This is a genomic window from Streptomyces sp. NPDC006259, from assembly GCF_042870975.1.
Classification (GTDB): Bacteria; Actinomycetota; Actinomycetes; order Streptomycetales; family Streptomycetaceae; genus Streptomyces.
Window position 1 is genome coordinate 1 of record NZ_JBIAHY010000008.1, and the last position, 21,060, is coordinate 21,060.

Here is a 21,060-nt window from a genome sequence, read left to right on the forward strand (position 1 = left end):
CCCCGCCCGGCCGCGCGCGGGGCGGCCCGGGCGCCGCGCGGGCGCCCCCGCCCCCCCCCCCGCCCCCCCCCCCCCCCCCCCCGGGGGGGGGGGGGGGGGGCCAAAAAGCCGGGGTCCGGGGCACAGCCCCGCGACGCCCACCCCACCCACCCGCCCCGTGGACTAACGCCCGGCCAACAGCACCCGATGCATCGGCGTGTCCAGCAGAGCGACCCGCCGCAGACCGGCGTCCGACAGCCACTGGTCGTAGTCGTGCACGGTGTACGCGTCCCCGCCCCCCGTCGCCAGCATCGACGCCGCGAACAACCGGAAGAACCGGTTCTGGACATCCCCCGAGCCGGCCTCCTCGTCCACGATGTGGTCGACGATCGCGATGAGCCCGCCCTCGGAGAGCCCCTTCGCCGTCTTCAGCAGCAGCTCGTGCGCCGACTCCGGCGTCTGGAGGTGGAAGATGTTGACGAACAGCGCGAGGTCCGTCCCGTTGCCCCAGTCGTCGTTCCAGAAGTCCGCCGTGAGCGGCGAGAAACGCTCGCTGACCCCCAGCCGCGAGGCCTGCTCGGCGGCGATCGCGGTGATCCGGGGAGCGTCCAGCCCGCGCGCGGTCAGCTGCGGGAACGCCTGGAGCAGCAGGTGGCTGTAGATGCCGGTGCCGCAGCCGACGTCGAGGAGGACGGCCTCGGTGTCGTCCCCCCAGCCCCGCTCGCGCAGCGCGTCGGCGAGGACGGAGACGACCGGCGGCGCCCAGAAGTTGATGCCGCGGGCGAGGGAGGTGTAGTCCTCCTCGGATATCTGGTTGACCTGCTGTCCGCCGTGCTCGCCGCGCGCCCCGTTGCGGACGTTCTCGGCGAGGTTCCGCCAGGCGTGCCAGGCGACGTTGCGGTCGTGGGTGATCTTTCCGGCGAGGCTGTAGAGCCCGTCGGGCGCGAACACGCCGTGCAGGGCGAGCGGCAGGGTGTAGACGGCCTGGCCGTCGCCGCCGCGCTCGCGCCCCACGATGTCGTAGGCGTGCAGCCCGTCCAGCAGGACGCGGGTGGCCCGCAGGTCCGTGCCGAGGGTCTCGGCGAGGCCGGCCGCGGTGGCGGGGCCGTCGGTGAGGGTGGCGAAGACGCCGAGGTCCTGGGCGGCTTCGATGACTCCGGGCGCCCACATGCCGATGAGGTGCTCGTAGACGCGGTGGGTGGCGCGGGCGCCGTCGTCGTCGGCGGTCAGCAGCCGGGTGTCGACGAGCGGGGTGTGGTTGGCGGTGGCCTTGGGCGTGAGATCGACGGGCGCGGTCATGGCAGGTCTACTCCCGGTCTGGGGTGGTGGGGTGTGGTGGGTGGTGGGGCGGCCGGTCACACGACGATCCCGCCGTCGATCCGGAGCACGGCGCCGGTGATGTACGAGGCCTTGTCGGAGGCGAGGAAGGCGATGGACTCGGCGACTTCCTCGGCGGTGCCGAAACGGCCGAGCGGTACGGCGGCGAGGGTGCGGGCGCGCTGTTCCTCGGTGAAGGCCCCGGCGGTCATGTCGGTTTCGATCATGCCGGGGGCGACGGCGTTGACGCGGATGCCGAAGCGGGCGGCTTCCTTGGCGAGGGCGCAGGTCAGTCCGATGATTCCGGCTTTGGAGGCCGAGTAGTTGCCCTGGCCGGGGTTGCCGGCGCCGGACACGCTGGACAGGGTGATGATGACGCCGGACTTCCGCTTGACCATGGGGAAGAGGGCGGCCCGGCAGAGGTGGGCGGTGCCGTCGAGGTTGGTGTCGATGACGTCCTGCCAGTCCTGGTCGGACATCAGCAGCAGGGGGCGGTCGCGGGTGATGCCGGCGGAGGCGACGGCGACGGTGACGGGCCCGAGGTCCTTCTCGGTGCGGGCGACCCAGTCCCGTACGGCCCGCGCGTCGACGACGTCGAGTCGCTGTGCGAGCCAGCGCACGCCGAGTGCGTCCAGCTCCTTGCCGAGCCGGTTCGCGGCCTCCTCGTCGGAGCGGTAGGCGATGCTGATGTCGTACCCGTCCTGGGCGAGCCGCAGGGCGGTGGCCCGCCCGATGCCGCGCGACCCTCCGCTGATCAGGGCGGTCCCGACGGCGTTCCCGGCGCCACTCCCCGCGGCGGTCCCGGCAGCGCTGCGGACGTCCGTCCCGGCGCGGCTCCCCCCACGGCTGCCCGTGGGGGTGTTCTGCGTGCTCACGGCGCCTCCCCGAGGAGCCGTACGACCGCGCAGGCCACCGAGCCGTCGCGGTCGACGGAGGTGATCACGGCCGGTCTGCCGTGGGCCTCCGGCGTGCGGCGGGCGGCGGCGAGGACGGCGGCGAGCTGGAAGGCGCTGGAGGCGCCCGCGGTGTCGCCGATGCGCTCGTGGACGTCGACGCGGGTGCTGGCGTCGGCGCCGAACAGCCGTCGCAGCAGGGCGGTCTCGACGTGGCCGACCCGTCCGGTGAGTCCGCCGCCGATGGCCGCCCACACGTCGGCCGGCTCGACGCCGGCGGAGGCGAGGGCGTCCCGGACGCATGCCTCGGCCGTGCTGGCGAGTTCGTCGTCGACGTCCACGCGGACGTCCACGGCGAGGAGTTCGGCCAGAGCGGTGCGACCGGCCGGTATGCCGTTGCCCGGCTCGACCAGGAGGAGGGCGCAGCCCTCCCCGAGCGGGCCGGGTGTCTCGTCGGCGCCCCGGGTGTGGTGCTCGATCCAGGAGCGGGACGGCGAGTACTCCTCGACGGCGCCGACGAGGACCCGTTCGGCGCGGCCGGCCGCGAGGAGGCGGCGGGCGTAGCCGAGCGCGATGAGCCCGGTGGGCCGGCCGCCGGCGAGGGTGGTGTTGGGACCCTTGAGACCGAAGCGGATGGCGCTCGCGGCGGCGGGGCAGTTCATCAGCACGTTCGGCATGAACTGGGCCGGCACGTCGTACGGCTTGTCCCCGGTGAAGGAGGCCATGGCGAAGTCGTGCTGGCTCTGCGCGCTGCCGAGGGTGGTGCCCAGGACGAGCGCGGTGCCGGTGCCCACCGGGACCGGCCGCAGTTCGCGGGAGGCCTCGTCGAAGAGTTCCCGTACGGCGGTGACGGCGAGGCCGGTGGCCCGGTCCATGGTGCGGGTGCCGGCCCGGCCGAGCACCTCCCGTACCTCGAACCCGGGTACCAGGCAGGCCTCCTCGGCGGCGTGGCCCTCGGGGACGGGGACGGCCCGGCTGTCGCCGGAGTCCTTCGTCACGATGCCCCGCGCGTAGTCGGCGCTCGTCACGCCGTAGGGCGAGACGGCCGACCAGGCGGTGATGAAGTGGCGGTCCGTGGGGACCGCGACGGTCGTCATGATCAGGTCTCCTCGTGTCTGCCGAGGACGACGGCGGCGTTGTTGCCGCCGAAGGCCAGGCCGTTGTTGACGACGACCCTGAGGTCGGCCTCGACGGCGTGGTTGGGCACGCAGTCGACGGCGCATTCGGGGTCGGTGGAGCGGTGGTTGACGGTCGGCGGGATGAACCCGTGGGTCAGCGCGAGCGCCGAGGCGGCGGCTCCGAGGGCGCTGGCGGCGCCCATGGAGTGGCCGAGCATCGACTTCAGGGCGACGGTGCGCGGCGGCCGTTCCCCGAACACCTGGCGGACGGCCCGGATCTCGGTGACGTCGTTGGTGGGGGTGCCGGTGCCGTGCGCCGAGACGAGGTCGACCTCCTCGGGCTTGACGCCCGCGTCGGCCAGCGCGAGCCGCATGACCTGGGCGACGCTGTCCATGTTGGGTGCCGTGGGGTGATGGGCGTCGCAGTTGAGGCCGTAGCCGAGGAGTTCGGCGTAGACCCGGGCGCCGCGGGCGCGGGCGGAGTCGAGGCTCTCCAAGAGGAGGATGCCCGCGCCCTCGGCGGTGAGCAGTCCCTCCCGGTCGGCGTCGAAGGGCCGGCAGCGGTCGGAGGCGACCAGGCCGAGCCGGTGGAATCCGGCGAAGGTCCGCCGGGTCAGGGCGTCCGCCCCGCCGACGAGCGCCCACTCGGCCTCGCCGGAGCGTACGGCGTCGTAGCCGTCGCCGACGGCGTAGTTGCCGGCCGCGCAGGCGGTGCCGAGCACGGAGGGCACCGCCCGCGGCAGCCGCAGCTCCTTGACGACGGCGAGGGCCAGCCGGTGGGCGGCGAGGCGGCCGACGCCGACCGGGTCGAGCCCGGCCGGGTCGGTGCCGTTCGCCTGTGCCTCGACGAGCCGGTCGAGGGCGTCGGCCTCGCCGTCGGTGGTGCCGACGGTGACCAGGCCCGGCCCGCCCCGCAGGTCCGCCGGGTCGAGCCCGGCGTCGCTCACCGCCATCCGGGCGGCGGCGACGGAGAACTGCGTGGCGCGGCCGAGCTGTTCGGCCGGCGTGTGGCGGACCCATGCGGACGGGGTGAAGTCGTGCACCTCGTGGGCGAGTTGACGGCGGAATCCGGTGCTGTCGAAGCGGGTGATGGGGCCCGCCCCGCACCGGCCCTCGCGCAGACCCCGGGTGAACTCGGTGACACCGTTGCCGATGCTGGACAGGACCCCGATCCCGGTCAGCACCACACGCCGGGCGGTCATCGCGCCGCGGCCCGGGACAGCACCTCGAGGACGGCCTCGAGGTTGACCATCTTGGGCAGCTCGTCCTGCTCGATCGTGACGCCGAAGGTCTTCTCCAGCGTGGACAGCAGCTCGATCGCGGCGAGGGAGTCGGCGCCGTAGTCGTCGACGAACAGACCGGTCGCGGTCAGTTCCTCCTCCAGCTCGAGGGCGTCGGTGACGATCGCTCTCACCTGGATCTCGACGGCCTCGTCGATGGTGATGGCACTCATGGTCTCGGTTCCTTTCCTGGGTGGTGAGGTGGTGCGTGGTGGGCGGTGGGTGCCTGGCCGGTCAGCTCGCCTCGGCGAGACTCCTGGGCCGCAGGTCGGTCCAGTTCCGCTCGATGTGGTCGAGGGCCTCGGCCCGGCCGGCGTCGGACAGGACGGCCTTCCAGCCGTCGGGTATCTCCGCGAATGCCGGCCACAGGCAGTGCTGGCCTTCTTCGTTGACCAGCACATGAAATGTCCCGGTCTCGTCGTCAAACGGATTTCCCATTGCCGTGACGTGTCCCTTCTCTTTCCACGGACGCGGGCGCACTCATCCCGCGCGGGCATTGCATGGAATGCCTCAGAATTCGCATCGCGCTCATTCGGATGCCGGTCGGCCGATGTCATTCCATGAGGTCGGTCAGCACGCGGGCCACGGCCGCCGCGGGGGCGGCGTCCAGCATTCCGTCGTGGTCGGCGTCCACCTCGTGGCGGACGATCCGGCCGGTGGTGTGGGGGGCCCAGACGGAGGCGTCGGTGGCGTGCGTGTCCCCTCGCGTCGCCGCGAAGAAGTGCAGGTCGCCCTGGTGGAGGCGGGGACGGTGGGTGACGGCGAGCGCGTCGAGCGCCCTGATCACCCGCAGCAGGCGGGTGTACTGGTCCTCGGTCAGCTCCGCCAGCGTGTCGCCGGCGGCGCCGAGTCTGGCGCGCAGTTCGTCGCCCAGGAGGGCGTCGTCGGGAACGTCGTCCGGCTCCGCTTCCGAAGCCCCGCCCGTTCCTGCCGGGAAGCCGTCGAGGTTCGCCAGCAGGGCGACCTCTTTCCCGGATTCCACGAGCTGGCAGGCCATTTCGTGGGCGACCAGTCCGCCGAACGACCAGCCGATAATATGATACGGGCCGTCCGGCTGAATTTCCACCATTCTTTCGACGTATTGCCCGGCCATTTCGGATACGGATTCCGGCTGCGGGGCGTCCTCCTGGATTCCGGCGGCCTGGAAGGCGTGCACGGGTGTGTCCGGGAGGTGCGCGGCCAGGGACAGGAAGGGCCAGCCGAGGCCGACACCGCCGTGCACGCAGAACAGGGGCGGACGGCTGCCGTGCGGGCGGATCGGCAGCACGGGCGCGAAGGCGGCGTCCCCCGAGGTGTCCGGTTCGGCCACGCCGAGGTCGGAGTCGGCCACGGAGTCCAGCGCGGCCAGCGCCGCCGCCGTGCGGTGCACGAACACGTCCGCCGGCGTGAACCGGACTCCGGCCGCCCTGGCCCGGCCCACCAGCCGGATCGAGCGGATGGAGTCGCCGCCCAGGGAGAAGAAGTCGTCGTCGGCGCCCACCGCTGCGGCGCCGGTCCCGAGGGTCTCGGCGAACAGGCGGCACAGCAGCTCCTCCCGCGGGCCGGCCGGCGCGCGGCCGCCCCTGCGGGCCGGTGCGGCGGGTGCGGGCAGCCGTGCCCGGTCGACCTTGCCGTTGGGGGTGAGCGGCAGGGCGTCCAGGACGACCAGGCCGGCCGGGACCATGTAGTCGGGCAGCCGGCGGGCCACCCGGGAGCGCAGGTCGGCCGGTTCCGTACCGCTCGCCGTGACGACGTATCCGGTGAGCCGGTCCTCGCGCACCACCACCGCCGACTGCTCGACGTCGGGATGGTCGGCCAACGCGGCCTCGATCTCGCCGAGTTCGATGCGGAAGCCGCGCACCTTGACCTGGTGGTCGACCCGGCCGAGGTAGTCGATCGTGCCGTCGGTCCGCTGCCGTACCAGGTCGCCGGTGCGGTACATGCGGGCGCCGGGCGTCCCCGCGAACGGGTCGGCGGCGAACCGTTCGGCGGTGAGGCCGGGGCGGCCGTGGTAGCCGCGGGCCAGGCCGACGCCGCCGATGTACAGCTCGCCGGTGGCGCCGGTCGGCACGGGGTGCAGGTCGGGGCCGAGGACGTAGACGCGGTTGCCGCCGAGGGGGCGGCCGATGCCCGGGGTCCCGGTGCCGTCGAGTTCGGTGGCGGTGGACCAGATGGTGGTCTCCGTCGGGCCGTACAGGTTGGTCAGCTTCCGGGTCGTGGCGGCCAGCCGGGCCGCGAGGGCGGGACTGATCGCCTCGCCGCCGGTCAGCGCGTGCAGACCGGCGAGGGCGTGCGGGTGCTCGGTGACCAGCGCGTGCCACAGGGTGGGCGTGGCCTGCATGACGGTGGCGCCGGAGCCGGTCAGCAGGGCGGCGAGGGCCTCGGGGTCGCGGACGGTGTCGTGTCCGGCGAGGACCAGGCGGGCGCCGGAGACCAGCGGTCCGAACAGTTCCAGGTTGGCGATGTCGAAGCCGAAGGTGGTGACCGCGACGAACCGGTCCTCCTCCCCCAGTTCCAGGCGGGCCCGCAGGTCGGCGAGGAAGTTGGCGAACGCGGCGAAGGAGATCACCACGCCCTTGGGGCGGCCGGTGGAGCCGGAGGTGTAGATGGTGTAGGCGGCGTCGGCGGGCGCCGGGCCGCCGGTGAACGCCGGCGCGTCCGGGACGGGTTCGTCCAGGAGCAGCCGCGGTACGGCGTCCAGGGCGGGCAGGCCGTCGGCCACGTCGGTGGTGGTGAGCGCCAGGACCGGCCCCGCGTCGTCGACGACGTACCCGATGCGTTCGGCGGGGTAGGCCGGGTCGATCGGCAGGTAGGCGGCGCCGGCCTTGTGCACGGCGAGGACGGCCACGGCCAGTTCGGCCGAGCGGCGCAGGGCGACGGCGACCAGGCTGCCGGGTCCGGCACCCCGGGCGCGCAGGGCTCGCGCCAGGTGCCCGGCCTCTTCGTCGAGCCGGCGGTAGGTGAGGACGCGGTCCCCGGAGACGAGGGCGGTGCGGTCGGGGTGGGCGGCGGCCCGCTGTTCGAACCAGCGGTGCGGCGGACCGTCGTAGTGGTGGGCGGGGGTCCGGTTCCAGTCCTCCAGGAGGGTCTCGCGTTCGCCGGGCAGCAGCGCGGAGACCGCGCTGAGGGGACGGCCGGGGTCGGCGGTCAGGGCGTCCAGGAGGTGCGCGAACCGGTCGGCGAGGCGCCGGGCGGTCTCCTCGGTGAACAGGTCGGCGCTGAACTCCAGGCGTCCGGCGAGCCCGGCGGGCGCGCCCGTGGTGTCCTGTTCCTCGGCCAGGTCGAAGGCGAGGTCGAAGCGCGCGCCGCCGGTGGCTGCCGCGCCGAACTCGACGTCGAGACCCGGGAGTTCCAGATCGGGCCGGGTGTTGTTGTGCAGGGTCAGCAGGGTCTGGAAGAGGGGGTGGCGGGCCAGGGAGCGGGTCGGGGCGAGCGCCTCGACGAGCTTCTCGAAGGGCACGTCCTGGTGGGCGTAGGCGGCCAGGTCGGCGGTGCGGACCCGGTCGACGAGGTCGGTGAAGGTCGGGTCGCCGGACACGTCGGTGCGCAGCACGAGCGTGTTGACGAAGAAGCCGACCAGGTCGTCCAGGGCCTCGTCGGTACGGCCGGCCACCGGCGTGCCGAGGGGCACGTCCTGGCCGGCGCCCAGCTTGGCGTAGAGGGCGGCCAGGGCGGCCTGGAGGACCATGAAGAGGCTGGCGCCCGAGCGGGCGGCGAGAGCGGCGGCCCGACGGTGGGTGGCGGCCGGCACGGTGAAGCCGACGGTGGCGCCCCGGTAGGAGGCGACGGCGGGCCGGGGCCGGTCGGCGGGCAGCTGGAGTTCGTCCGGCAGGCCGTCCAGGGCCTTGCGCCAGAAGCCGAGCTGTTCGCCGGCGAGGCTGCCCGGGTCGTCCTCGTCGCCGAGCAGGTCCCGCTGCCACAGCGCGTAGTCCGGGTACTGCACGGGCAGGGCCGCGAACAGCGGGGCCGTGCCGGAGAGCCGGGCCCGGTAGGCGGTGCCGAGGTCGCGGGCGAGGACGGCGTTGGACCAGCCGTCGGCGGCGATGTGGTGGATGACGACGGTCAGCAGGTGCTCCTCGTCCCCGGCCGCCGACAGACCCGCCCGCAGCGGGAGTTCGGTGGCCAGGTCGAAGCCTCGGGCGACGAACTCCCCAAGGTCGCCGACGGCGGCCAGCGGCACCCGGGCCGTCTCCAGCACCCGCTGGTACGGCTCCCCGTCCGCCTCCGGGAAGACGGTCCGCAGCGCCTCGTGCCGGGCGACCACGTCGTTCAGCGCCGCCTGGAGGACCTCCCGGTCCAGCGGCCCGGTCAGCCGCAGCGTCCACGGCAGGTGGTAGGCGCCGGCCGTCCCCTCCAGCCGGTTGAGCACCCACATCCGCCGCTGTGCGTACGACAGCGGCGGCCGCGCGGGCCGTACGGCGGGGGCGAGCGCGGGCCGGGCCGCGTCCGCCGTGCGCAGCCGGGCGGCGAGGCGGGCCGGGGTGGGTTCCTCGAAGACCAGGGCCATCGGCAGCTCGGCGCCCAGCAGTGCGCGCACGCGGCTGATCAGGCGGGTCGCGAGCAGCGAGTGACCGCCCAGGTCGAAGAAGTCGTCGTCGGCGCCGACCCGTTCGACGCCGAGGACGTCGGCGAAGGCCTGGCAGAGCGCGGCCTCCTGCGGGGTGCGCGGCTCACGGGTGGTGACACCGGCGAGGTCCGGGGCGGGCAGTGCCTTGCGGTCCACCTTGCCGTTCGGGGTGAGCGGCAGCGCGGGCAGCACGACGAACGCGGACGGCACCATGTACTCGGGCAGCAGCGCGGCCAGTTCGCGTCTCACGCGCGCGGGATCGGCCGGGCCGGCGAGGTGGGCGGCGAGGCGGGCGGTGCCGGGCTCGCCGACCACGGTGACCACGGCGTCCGCGACCCCGGGCAGGGTCCGCAGGACGGCCTCGATCTCGCCGGGTTCGACGCGATGGCCGCGCACCTTGACCTGGTGGTCGCGCCGCTCCAGGAACTCCAGCCTGCCCTCCCCCTCCGGGGAGACGGTCCGCACCACCCAGTCCCCGGTGCGGTACATCCGGGCGCCGGGCGTCCCCGCGAACGGGTCGGCCACGAACACGGCCCCGGTGCGCCCGGCGTCGTCCAGGTAGCCGCGGCCCACCCCGCGCCCGCCGACGTACAGCTCCCCCGGCACCCCTGCGGGCACCGGACGCAGGGCGTCGTCGAGGACGTACAGCCCGGTCTCGCGCACGGCCCGGCCGATGGGCGCCCGTACCTCGCCGAGGCCGGCGGCGTCGGTGATGACGGCGTGGGTGACGTCGTCGGAGCACTCGGTGGGGCCGTAGGCGTTGACCAGGGGCACGGCGGGGAAGCGGGCGAGCCAGCGGCGGCACAGGTCGGCGGGGAGCGCCTCGCCGGTGACGACCAGCTGCCGCAGCCCGGCCAGGACCGGCGGGCGGGCGCCCGCGTCCCAGGCGTCGAGGGCGGCCCTCAGCAGTGAGGGCACGACCTCCAGGACGGTGACGGCCTCGGTGTCGGCGAGGCCGAACAGGGCCTGCGGGTCGGCGGCCGTGGAGCGCGCCACGACCCGCAGCCGGCCCCCGCTCACCAGGGCGGCCAGCATCTGCCACACGGAGATGTCGAAGGTCACCGGCGCGTTGTGCACCAGCACCGTGTCCTCGTCGAGGCCGAGGTCCGCCGCCTTGGCGAGGAGGTGGTTCACCATGCCGTCGCGGTGCACCATGGCGCCCTTGGGCCGCCCGGTGGACCCGGAGGTGAAGATGACGTAGGCCAGGTCGAGGGGGCCGCCGGGCGCCTCCGGGAGGGGGGCGGGCGGCAGGGTGGCGACGGGGGTGACGGGCAGGTCGGCCCCGGCGGCGGCCAGTACGTCACGTGCCGCGCCCTCGTGCTCCGCGTCGACCAGCAGGTGCCGTACGCCCGCGTCCTGGACCAGGGAGGCGCTGCGGGCAGTCGGGGCGTGCACGTCGAGGGGGACCCAGGCGGCGCCCGCCGCGAGGGTGCCGAGGACGGCGGCGACGAAGTCGCGGCCGGGGGCGGCGAGGACGCCCACCAGGGAGCCGGGGCCGATGCCGGCGCCGGTGAGGTGGGCGGCGATGCCGCCGGCCCGTCCGGCCAGGGCGCCGTAGGTGAGGCCGCCGTGGTCGTCGGCGACGGCCTCGGCGTCGGGCCGGGCCGCGGACAGCTCACGCACCCGGGCGACGACGTCCGTGAAGGCGTCCCCGCCGGACGGCGCGGGCAGGTCCAGCACGTGCTCGCCGGGCAGCAGCGCGCCGATCCGGCCGGACGGCGTCTCCGGTTCGGCGACCGCCGACCGCAGCACCCGCTCCAGCCGGGCCACGACGGAGGCCGCGTCGGCGGCGGTGTACCGGCCGGGGTCGTAGGAGACCGTCAGCTTCAGCCGCTCGCCGGGGATCGCCATGAGGCTCAGCGGGTAGTGCGTGGCGTCCTTCGCCTCCAGGCCGGTCACGGCGAGGCCGGGGACCGGGTCGCGCAGGGCGGCCGGGTCCAGCGGGTAGTTCTCGAAGACCAGCACGGTGTCGTACAGCTCGCCCAGGCCCACCGCCCGCTGGATGCGGGCGGCGCCGAGGTGCTGGTGGGGCAGGAGCGCGGCCTGCCGCTCCTGGAGCCGGCCGAGGATCTCGGGGAAGGTGGCGTAGGGGTCGAGCGTGACCCGCACCGGGACGGTGTTGATGAACAGGCCGACCATCGACTCGACGCCGGGCAGCTCCGGCGGGCGGCCGGAGACGGTGGAGCCGAAGACGATGTCGGCGCGCCCGGTGAGGGTGCCCAGGACCGCCGCCCAGGCGCCCTGCACGACGGTGTTGAGGGTGAGCCCGCGTTCCTTCGCCCAGGCCGTCAGCTCGGCGGTGAAGCCGGCCGGGAGGTCGAGGACGTGGTGGTCGGGCAGCCGGGAGCCGTCCGTGCCGCCGGGGGCGACGAGGGTGGCCTCGGTGAGCCCGTCCAGCGCCTCCCGCCAGGCCGTCTCGGCGCCGGCGCCGTCCTGCCGGGCGAGATGGGCGAGGTAGGTCTTGTACGGGGTGACGGGCGGCAGCGGGGCCGACGGGTCGCCGTACAGGGTGAACAGTTCGCTGATGATGACCGGCATGGACCAGCCGTCGAAGAGGATCTGGTGGGCCGTCAGCACGAAGCGGTACGACGCCTCGCCGGTGCGGATCAGACGGAACCGGAGCAGCGGCGGGCGGGCCATGTCGAAGGGCCGCAGGCGGTCCTCCTCGGTGAGCTTCCCGACGCGGTCCGGGTCGGTGACGTGGTCCTCCTGCCAGGGCAGGGCGATCGTGCGCGGCACGAGCTGGACGGGGTCGCCGTTGTCGCGGTAGCGGAACCCGGCCTTGAGGTGCGGGTGGCGGTCGAGGAACCGTTCGGCGGCGGCCTTCAGGCGCGCCCCGTCCAGCGGCCCGGACAGGTCCAGGACCAGCTGCACGGTGTAGACGTCCAGCTCCCGCCGCCCGGAGACCGCGTGGAAGAGCAGGCCTTCCTGGAGCGGGGTGAGCGGCAGGACGTCGCTCAGGTTGGATCGTCCTCGTGTCACAGGGAGGCCCCCCAGTCGTCCATCTCGTTCTCGAATGCGTCCAGTTCGTCCTGGCTCAGGGCGATCAGCTCCACGTCGCTGGGCGTGTGGCCGCCCGCGTCGGGGTTCTGGGCGTGGGCGACGAGCGCGCGCAGCGCCCGGAACCAGCCCTCGGCGACGTCGGCGGCGTCCGCCTCGTCGAGCAGTCCGCCCGGCCAGGTCCACACGGCCGTCAGGCGCGGCCCGTCCGGCCCGTCCTCGGTGAGGGCGTTCAGGCCCAGCACGTGCGGCAGCGCGAGTCCGGGGTCGGCGCCCGCCGCGATGAGCGGGGACTCCTCGGTGGTCGCCCAGTCCGCGTCGCGCGGGGCGGGCAGCCGGCCCAGGTAGTTGAAGCCGAGCTGCGGGGTGCGCTCCAGACCGGGCAGGGCGGCGATGCGGCGCAGCACGCCGAAGCCGATGCCGTGGTCGGGAACGGCCCGTAGCTGTTCCTTGACCTGCTTGAGCACGCGTCCCGCCGAGGGCCCGCCGGCCCACACCTCCGCCCAGTCCGGGGCGCCGAGGTCGACGCGCAGCGGGTAGGTGGTGGTGAACCAGCCGACCGTGCGGCCGAGGTCGACGCCGTCGGCGATCTCCTCGCGGCCGTGGCCCTCCATCTCGATGAGCACCGCGGCCGCGTCGTCGCGGGTCCGGCGCCGCCAGTCGGCGACGGCCAGCGCGTAGGCGGTGACCAGGACGTCGTTGATCTCGGCGTGGAAGGCGGCGGGCACCTCGGTGAGGACCGCCCGGGTGGCGTCGGTGTCGAGGGTGAGGCGCAGGGTGCGGGCGGTGGCGTGGGTGTCCCGCGCCGGGTCCGGGGCGCGCCCGGCGAGCAGCGGGTCGGGAGCGGCCAGCGTCCGTCGCCACAACTCGCCCTCCGCGAGCCGCCGTTCGGAGGCGGCCTCCTCGTCGAGCAGTCCGGCCCAGTGCCGTACGGAGGTGCCGACCGGCTCCAGCTCCGCCGGAACGCCGGCCACGGCCGCCTCGTGGGCGCGGGCGAGGTCGTCCAGCAGGATCCGCCAGGAGACTCCGTCGCAGACCATGTGGTGCAGGGTCAGGACGAGCCGGCCGGGGCGGTCGGCGCCCGCGTCGAGCCAGGTCGCGCGGAGCATGGTGCCCTCGCGCGGGTCGAGGCGTGCGGCGTCGGCCGGCGCGGCCCGCCGCACGGCCTCGGCGAGGGCGGGGCCGTCCAGCCGGGCCACGTTCTCCCGGCCGAGCAGCCAGGGCGCGTTGACGGCGCCCGGCTCGCGCACCTTGAGGGTCCAGGCGCCGTCCTCGTCGATCAGCCTCGTCCGCAGGGCGTCGTGGTGGTCGATCACCGTCTGGAGGGCGGTGGCGAGGCTCGCCCGGGTGGCGCCGGCCGGGGTGCGGACGGCGACCGCCTGGCGGAAGGCGTCGTAGGGGCCGTCGAGGGCGTGCAGCCAGCGCATGATCGGCGTGGGTGCGAAGGTGCCGATCCCGTCGTCCGTGCCGCGCACGACCTGCTCCCGCACCGGGCGGGCCACCGCGGCGAGCCCGGCGGGCGTGCGGTGCAGGAAGACGTCCTGCGCGGTGAGCAGCAGCCCTGCCGCGCGGGCCCGGCCGACGAGCTGGATGGAGCTGATGGAGTCGCCGCCCAGGTCGAAGAACCCGGCGTCGGCGCCGACCTCGTCGAGCCCGAGGACCTCGCCGAACACCGCGCACAGCGCGCGTTCCCGCTCGGTGACCGGGGCCCGGCCGCGGGTGGCGTCGGTGTAGTCGGGGGCGGGCAGGGCGCGCCGGTCGAGCTTGCCGTTGGTGGTCAGCGGCAGGCCGTCCAGGGTGACCACGGCGGCCGGGACCATGTAGTCGGGCAGTCGCCCGGCCACGTGGCTGCGCAGGGTCGCCGGGGGCGCCGCCGTGCCGGCCGCCGGGACGACGTAGGCGACGAGGCGCTTGTCGCCGGGGCGGTCCTCGCGGACGACGACCGCGGCCCGGTCCACCTCCGGGTGGGCCGCCAGCGCGGCTTCCACCTCGGCGAGTTCGATGCGGAAGCCCCGCAGTTTGACCTGGTCGTCGGCGCGGCCGACGTAGTCGAGGGTGCCGTCGGCGCGGCGGCGCACGAGGTCGCCGGTGCGGTACATGCGGGCGCCGGAGGGGCCGTAGGGGTCGGTGACGAACCGCTGGGCGGTCAGGTCCGGGCGGCCGAGGTAGCCGTGCGCGAGGCTCGCGCCGCCGACGTACAGCTCGCCGGTGACGCCGGCCGGGACGGGCCGCAGGTCGTCGTCGAGGACGTGGACGACCGTGCCCGCCAGCGGGGTGCCGATGGGCGGCCTGCCGCCGGGCACGAGCGGTTCGCTGACGGTCGCGCAGACCGTCGTCTCGGTGGGCCCGTAGGCGTTGAGCAGGGTGGTGTGGGCGGCCCACTTCTCCACCAGCGCGGGCGGGCAGGCCTCCCCGGCGGTGATCACGGTGATCCCGGCCGGCACCGGACGGTCCTCCGGCCAGGCCGCCAGCACGGCCGGCGGCAGGCAGACGACGTCGATGGCGGCGTCGGTGAGACAGGCGGCGAGCGGGTCGCCGGGCGCGCGCTGGTCCTCGGTGGCCAGGACCAGGACGGCGCCGGTGACCAGGGCGGTCAGCGTCTCCCAGGCCGCCGCGTCGAAGCTGAGCGAGGCGAACTGGAGCAGCCGGGTGCCCTCGCGCACCCCGAACCGTGCGGCCTGCGCGGTCAGCGCGGTGGCCGAGGCGTGCCCGACGACCACGCCCTTGGGGCGGCCGGTGGAGCCGGAGGTGTAGATGACGTACGCGGGGTCGTCGGGGACCGGACCGTGCTCGGGGGCGCGGGTGGGCCGTCCCACGAGGTCGGCGAGGGTGGCGTCGGCGTCCAGCACGATCGGCTCGGGGGCCGTCGCGGGGACGCGGTCGGCGACGGCGGCCGTGGTCAGTACGGCGGCGGGGCGGGCGTCGTCCAGGACGTACGCGATCCGCTCGTCGGGGTAGGCCGGGTCGATGGGCAGGTAGGCGGCTCCGGCGGCCAGGACGGCGAGGACCGCGGTGATCGTGTGCGCGGAGCGGTCCGCCATCAGCGCCACGATCTGGCCGCGGCGCACACCCCGCTCCACCAGCAGGTGCGCGAGCCGGTGCGCCCGGTCGGCGAGGTCGCCGTAGGACACGGTGGTGCCGTCGGGGAGAGCGAGCGCGGGGCGGTGCGGGTCGGTGGCGGCGCGGACGGCGAACAGGCGGGCGATGGTGCTGGGTTCGGGCGCCGCGGCCGCCGCGCCGTTCCACTCGCCGAACAGCCGCTCGCGCTCGGCGGGCAGCAGGGCGTCGAAGCCGCTGAGCGCGGTGTCCGGCCGCTCGGTGAGGGCGTGCAGGAAGCTCACCATGCGGGCGGCGACCGACTCGGCCGTCTCGTGGGTGAACAGGTCGGCGCTGTACTCCAGCAGGCCGCCGATGCCGGCGGGGCGGCCCTTGTCGTCCTGTTCCTCCGTGAGTTCGAAGGCCAGGTCGAAGCGGGAGGTGCCGGTGGGGACGGCGGTCGTCTCGGCCCGGGTGCCGGGCAGCGCGAGATCGGTCGCCGCGTTGTTCTGGAGGGCGAGCAGCACCTGGAACAGCGGCTGGCGGGCCAGCGAGCGCTCCGGGTTGAGGGCCTCCACGAGCCATTCGAAGGGCACGTCCTGGTGGGCGTAGGCGGCCAGGTCGGTGGTGCGGGCGCGGCCGATCAGCTCGCGGAAGGTGGGGTCGCCGGAGACGTCGGTGCGCAGCACGAGGGTGTTCACGAAGAACCCGACCTGCCGCTCCAGGGCCGCGTCGGTGCGGCCGGCGACGGGGGTGCCGAGCGGGATGTCGGTGCCGGCGCCGAGCTTGCGCAGCAGGGCGGCGAGCGCGGCCTGGAGCACCATGAAGACGCTGGCGCCGGTGGCGCGGGCGAGGGCGGTGACCGCCTCGTGCAGTTCCCGCTCCAGTCGGAAGGCGATCTGGCCGCCGCGGTGGCCGGGCAGCGCGGGGCGCGGGAAGTCGGCCGGCAGTTCCAGCTCGTCGGGGGCGCCGGCGAGTTCGTCCCGCCAGAAGCGGAGCTGGCGGGCGGCGAGCGAGCCCGGGTCGGCGCTGTCGCCGAGCAGCTCGCGCTGCCACAGGGTGTAGTCGGCGTACTGCGCGTCGAGGGGCGCCCAGCCGGGGGCGTGGCCCGCGGCGCGTGCCGTGTAGGCGGTGCGCAGGTCCTCGGCGAGGGGCAGTACCGACCAGCCGTCGCCGGCGATGTGGTGCAGGACCACCAGCAGTACGTGCTCCCGCTTCTGCGCCGACGTCTGGTCCTGGTCCTGCTCCTGCTCCTGGTCCTGCTTCTGGTCCTGCTTCTGGTCCGCGAGCGTGAACAGTTCGGCGCGCAGCGGCAGGTCGGCGGTGAGGTCGAAGGGGCGTACGGCCCGTTCGGCGAGCACCGCGTCGAGGTCGTCCGCGGTGACCTCGGTGACGGGGAGGTCGAACGGTCGGTTCTCGGCGGGCCGGACGACCTGGACGGCCCGGCCGTCGCGCTCCGGGAACACCGTGCGCAGCGACTCGTGGCGGTCGACGACGTCCCCGAGGGCCGCGGCGAGCGCCGCGTGGTCGAGGGGGCCGGTCAGCCGCACGGCGCGCGGCAGGTGGTAGCCGACCGCCGCCTGCGCGTCGAGCCGGTCCAGGAACCACAGGCGCTGCTGGGCGAAGGACAGCGGCAGTTCGGCGGGCCGCTCCCGGGCGGTGACCGGGGGGCGCGCGGCCCCCGCCTCGGTGAGGTGTTCCGCGAGCGCGGCCACGGTGGGGGCCTCGAAGAGGACCCGGACGGCGAGTTCGGCGCCGAGCAGCACCCGGATACGGCTGATCGCGCGGGTCGCGAGGAGCGAGTGGCCGCCGAACTCGAAAAAGTCGTCGTCGATGCCGATCTGCTCGACGCCGAGGACCTCCGCGAACACCGCGCACAGCACCTGCTCGCGCGGGTTGCGGGGGCGGCGTCCCGCCTGTGCGGCGCTGAGGTCGGGCGCGGGCAGCGCCTTGCGGTCGACCTTGCCGTTGGCGGTGAGCGGCAGCCGGTCCATGACCACGAACGCGGCCGGGACCATGTAGTCGGGCAGAGTGGTGGCCAGTTCGGCCTTCACCTCGGCGACGTCGACGTCCCCGGTGACGAACGCGGCGAGCCGGGTCGAGCCCGCGCTGTCCACGGCGACGTCCACGGCCGCGTCGGTGACACCGGTGACACCGCGCAACGCGGCCTCGACCTCGCCGAGTTCGATGCGGTGACCGCGGATCTTGACCTGGTGGTCGACGCGCTCCAGGAACTCCAGGCGGCCGTCCGTGCGGTGCCGTACCCGGTCGCCGGTGCGGTACATGCGGGCGCCCGGCGCCGGTGCGAACGGGTCGGCGACGAACACGGCCGAGGTGCGGCGCGGATCGTCCAGGTAGCCGCGTCCCACGCCGACCCCGCCGACGTACAGCTCGCCCGGCGCGCCCACGGGCACGGGGCGCAGGCCGTCGCCGAGGACGTACAGGCGGGTGTTGCGGATCGCGGAGCCGATCGGGGTGTGGACGTCGCCGAGGTCGGCCTCGGAGCGGATGAAGGCGTGGGTGACGTCGTCGGAGGCCTCGGTGGGGCCGTAGGCGTTGACCAGCGGCACGTCGGGGAAGTAGGCGAACCAGCGGCGGCACAGGTCGGCGGGCAGGGCCTCGCCGGTGACGACGAGGTGACGCAGGGAGGCCAGCGTCGGCCGGGCGGCCCCGCTGTCCCAGTCGTCGACGGCCGCCCGCAGCAGCGAGGGTACGACCTCCAGGACGGTGATGTCCTCCTCGTCGACGAGCGCGAACAGGCCCTGCGGGTCGGAGGCCAGCGTGCGCGGCACGACCCGGGTGCGGCCGCCGGCCACGAGCGCGGCGAGCATCTGCCACACGGAGATGTCGAAGGTGACGGGCGCGTTGTGCACCAGGACGTCGGTGGACGTCAGCCCGAGGTCCTCCACCTTGGCGAGCAGGTGGTTGACCATGCCGGCCCGGTGCACCATGGCGCCCTTGGGGCGGCCGGTGGAGCCGGACGTGAAGATGACGTAGGCCAGGTCGTCGCCCCGGCCCGCGGCCGGTGCGGCAGGCGTCGGGGCATCGCCGGATCCTCCCTCCCGGAGTTCGACGATCTTCGGCCAGTGGTCGCCGGCGGCCAGCAGCTGGTGGGCGTATCCCTCGCGGTCGGGGCTGAACAGCAGGGCGTCCGCTCCGCTGTCGGCGAGCAGGGCCGCTCCCCGGGCGACGGGCGCGTGCACGTCCAGCGGGATCCAGGCGGCGCCCGTGGCGAGCACCCCGAGCACGGCGGCGACGAACTGCGTCCCCGGATCGGCGACCAGCGCCACCAGCGATCCGGTGGCCACCCCGGCCCCGGCCAGCCGCAGGCTCACCTGGTCGGCCCGTGCGCACAGTTCGGCGTACGTCAGCCGTACGGTGCCGTCGTCGACGGCGATCGCGTCCGGGCTCGCGGCGGCCAGTTCGCGCACCCGCTCCACCACGTCGGTGAAGCCGCCGGTGCGGACGGTGGCGTTCCAGTCCTCCAGGACGATCTGCCGCTCGGCGGGCAGCGTGACGTCGAGCCGGCCCAGCGGCAGGGCGGCCGGGGCGAGCGCGAAGCTCTCCAGGTGGCCGAGCAGCCGCTCGCCGTGCGCGGCGAGCTCCCCGTCCGTGAACAGGCCCGGGTTGGCGTCCAGCCGCAGTGTCCAGCGGCCGTCCGGCGCGTCCAGGTAGATGAGCTGGAGTCCCGGCACGGGCCCGGTGGACAGGTTGTGGAGCCGGCCGGTGCACGCGCCGAAGACCAGGTCGGCCCCCGACTCCAGCACGTTGACGGTCGGCCCGTACGACAGCTCCGCGTCCCCGGCCAGACCCAGCTCGCGGCGCAGCCGGTCACCGCGGTAGCCCTGGTGGCGCAGGGTGCCGCGCAGTTCGGCCGCGGTGAGTTCCAGCAGGCCGTCGCGGGTCAGTTCGGGCGTCACGTCCAGCGGCAGGGGCAGGAAGTTGGCGCGCATGCCGGGGACGGTGCGGGCCGCCGGCGTGGTCCTGGCCGGCACGGGCAGCGTCAGCAGCACCCGGCTGCCGCCGGTGACCCGGGCCAGGTAGGAGGCGGTGGCCGCGACCAGCGCGGCGGGGAGGGTGACCCGGCTCTCCCAGGCGACCCGCTCCAGTCGGGTCACGGTCGCTGCGGGAACGGGGGAATTCCACCTCAGCGTGTGCCGTGCCCGCAGGGGGCGGCGCGGGGAGAGCCGGGTCGGCTCGGGGGTCTCCGCGAACCGGCCGGCCCAGAACCGGGCGTCCCGCTCGTGCTTCGCGGAGTCGAGATACGTCTGCTCGTCGTCGACGAGGAGCCGCAGGGCCGGCAGGGCCGTGCCGCCGTCCGTGCCGGCGTACAGCTCCGCGAACCGCCGGTAGAACGGGGTGCGGCTGAAGCCGTCCAGCAGGATGTGGTTGGCCGACAGGTAGAAGCGGTGGTGGTCGTCGGCGAGCCGGTGCAGCTGCCACCGTACGGCGCCGTCCGTCAGCGAGGACGGCAGGGCCAGGTCCTCCTCCATCAGCCCGCGCGAGACGGCGTCCGGGTCGGCCTCGGCGCGCAGGTCGCGCACCGCGACGCCGGGCGCGGCCAGCGGACCGGTGGGGTCGCCGGGGTCCGCCCGGCGCAGTGCGCCCTCGTGGACCTCCCAGGTGAAGTCCGCGATCGTCTGCACGGCTTCGCCGTCCCGCTCGGTGAACAGCGCGCGCAGGGCGTCGGTCTCGGCGAGCAGGCCGTGCCAGGCCGCCGCGAGGCGGGCCGGGTCCAGGGGTCCGTGCAGGTCCAGGTGGTCGGCCATGGTGAAGACCGGGTTGCCGGGGTCGAGCTGCTGGGCGTACCACATCTCCCGCTGCGCGAGCGAGAGCGGCAGTTCGTGGCTGAACGACTCGCTCATCGTTGATTCACTCCAGAAGTGGCGGGGGTCGGCCCGGTCCCCAGGCCGAACTCGTCGAGGCCGTAGATGTCCTGGACCCAGTTGCTCTGGTAGATCGTGTCCAGGTAGCGATCACCGAGGTCGGGAGAGATGGCCACGGCGGTCACGTCCTCGCCGGGCCGGTGCTCGGCGAGCCAGCGCACCGCGCCGTTGACGACCGTTCCGGTCGAGCCGCCGAAGAGGAATCCGCTGCGGGCCAGCTGGTGGCAGGTGCGGATGGTGTCGATCTCCGGCACCAGCACCATGTCGTCGACGTAGGACTCGTCGAAGAGGGCCGGCCGTACGCCCGCGCCCAGGCCGGGGATCATGCGGGCGCCCGGCGGCCCGCCGAAGGTGACCGAGCCGACGCTGTCGACGCCGACGATCTTCACCTGCGAGCCGGGGCGGTCCTTGAAGTAGCGGGCACAGCCCATCAGCGTGCCGGTGGTGCCGGCGCCTACGAAGAGCAGGTCCAGGCCGGGAAACTGTTTCTCGATGGCGGGAGCGGTGGTGCGGTAGTGCGCCATCCAGTTGTTGGCGTTGGCGTGCTGGTTGAGCCAGAGCACCCGCTCGTCCTCGGAGCACAGCGCCCGTACGTGGTCCAGCCGGGCGCCCAGGAACCCGCCCGCACCGGTGGCCTCGGTGATGACGTGCACCTCACCGCCCAGCGACTCGATCGCCTGGCGCGTCGTCAGGTTCGTGCGGGCGTCCACGACGCAGATGAAGCGATATCCCTTGGCCGCGGCGATCATGCTCAGCGCCAGGCCCAGGTTGCCCGACGAGGACTCCACCAGAACGGAGTCCGGTCCCAGCGTGCCGCTGCGCTCGGCCGCGTCGATCATGGAGGCGGCTGCCTTGAGCTTCACCGAGCCGGCGAAGTTGAAGGCCTCGCACTTCAGATAGAGCGGCCATCCGTACAACTGCCGCAGGTCTACGAAGAGGTCTTCCTCGTGGAACTCCTGCGGGGTTCCGATGATGGGCACCGTGCCCGACCTCCCCCGTCTTCCC

General features: G+C 74.7%; 9 protein-coding genes. All 9 read right to left on the reverse strand.

The window, feature by feature from the left end; translation table 11 throughout:
- Positions 1-162: 162 nt before the first annotated feature.
- On the reverse strand, positions 163-1,278 hold the full coding sequence (locus ACFYO5_RS29800) for a class I SAM-dependent methyltransferase (protein WP_356565297.1): 1,116 nt from the start codon (positions 1,276-1,278) through the stop codon (positions 163-165).
- 56 nt (positions 1,279-1,334) lie between these two features.
- Complete coding sequence (gene fabG, locus ACFYO5_RS29805) at positions 1,335-2,054, reverse strand: 3-oxoacyl-ACP reductase FabG (protein ID WP_356565327.1); 720 nt, start codon at positions 2,052-2,054, stop codon at positions 1,335-1,337.
- 113 nt (positions 2,055-2,167) lie between these two features.
- Positions 2,168-3,286 (reverse strand): beta-ketoacyl synthase N-terminal-like domain-containing protein, encoded by a 1,119-nt coding sequence (locus ACFYO5_RS29810; protein WP_388714579.1) that lies wholly within the window; start codon positions 3,284-3,286, stop codon positions 2,168-2,170.
- Between the two features lie 2 nt (positions 3,287-3,288).
- On the reverse strand, positions 3,289-4,509 hold the full coding sequence (locus tag ACFYO5_RS29815) for a beta-ketoacyl-[acyl-carrier-protein] synthase family protein (protein ID WP_388714582.1): 1,221 nt from the start codon (positions 4,507-4,509) through the stop codon (positions 3,289-3,291).
- Positions 4,506-4,760 carry an acyl carrier protein gene (locus ACFYO5_RS29820; protein WP_356565291.1) on the reverse strand — a complete coding sequence of 85 codons (255 nt, stop codon included), beginning with the start codon at positions 4,758-4,760 and terminating at the stop codon, positions 4,506-4,508. The genes ACFYO5_RS29815 and ACFYO5_RS29820 overlap by 4 nt, the downstream gene beginning before the upstream one ends.
- A 61-nt stretch (positions 4,761-4,821) precedes the next feature.
- Positions 4,822-5,025, reverse strand: a complete 204-nt coding sequence (locus tag ACFYO5_RS29825) for an MbtH family protein (RefSeq protein ID WP_356565289.1) — start codon at positions 5,023-5,025, stop codon at positions 4,822-4,824.
- A 115-nt stretch (positions 5,026-5,140) separates the two neighbouring features.
- Positions 5,141-12,115: an amino acid adenylation domain-containing protein gene (locus ACFYO5_RS29830; protein ID WP_388714586.1), complete on the reverse strand. Its 6,975-nt coding sequence runs from the start codon at positions 12,113-12,115 to the stop codon at positions 5,141-5,143.
- Positions 12,112-20,034 (reverse strand): amino acid adenylation domain-containing protein, encoded by a 7,923-nt coding sequence (locus ACFYO5_RS29835; protein ID WP_388714590.1) that lies wholly within the window; start codon positions 20,032-20,034, stop codon positions 12,112-12,114. Before ACFYO5_RS29835 ends, ACFYO5_RS29830 begins: the two co-directional genes overlap by 4 nt.
- The gene (gene sbnA, locus ACFYO5_RS29840; RefSeq protein WP_356565283.1) at positions 20,031-21,035 is read right to left on the reverse strand and encodes a 2,3-diaminopropionate biosynthesis protein SbnA; all 1,005 of its coding nucleotides are present in this window, start codon (positions 21,033-21,035) and stop codon (positions 20,031-20,033) included. Before sbnA ends, ACFYO5_RS29835 begins: the two co-directional genes overlap by 4 nt.
- Between the last annotated feature and the right edge of the window lie 25 nt (positions 21,036-21,060).

What these genes read in the sequence shown, in the direction of transcription:
- ACFYO5_RS29800 (WP_356565297.1), bottom strand. Translation starts at nt 1,278, where the DNA reads ATGACCGCGCCCGTCGATCTCACGCCCAAGGCCACCGCCAACCACACC.
- ACFYO5_RS29810 (WP_388714579.1), bottom strand. Translation starts at nt 3,286, where the DNA reads ATGACGACCGTCGCGGTCCCCACGGACCGCCACTTCATCACCGCCTGG.
- ACFYO5_RS29815 (WP_388714582.1), bottom strand. Translation starts at nt 4,509, where the DNA reads ATGACCGCCCGGCGTGTGGTGCTGACCGGGATCGGGGTCCTGTCCAGC.
- ACFYO5_RS29820 (WP_356565291.1), bottom strand. Translation starts at nt 4,760, where the DNA reads ATGAGTGCCATCACCATCGACGAGGCCGTCGAGATCCAGGTGAGAGCG.
- ACFYO5_RS29825 (WP_356565289.1), bottom strand. Translation starts at nt 5,025, where the DNA reads ATGGGAAATCCGTTTGACGACGAGACCGGGACATTTCATGTGCTGGTC.
- ACFYO5_RS29835 (WP_388714590.1), bottom strand. Translation starts at nt 20,034, where the DNA reads ATGAGCGAGTCGTTCAGCCACGAACTGCCGCTCTCGCTCGCGCAGCGG.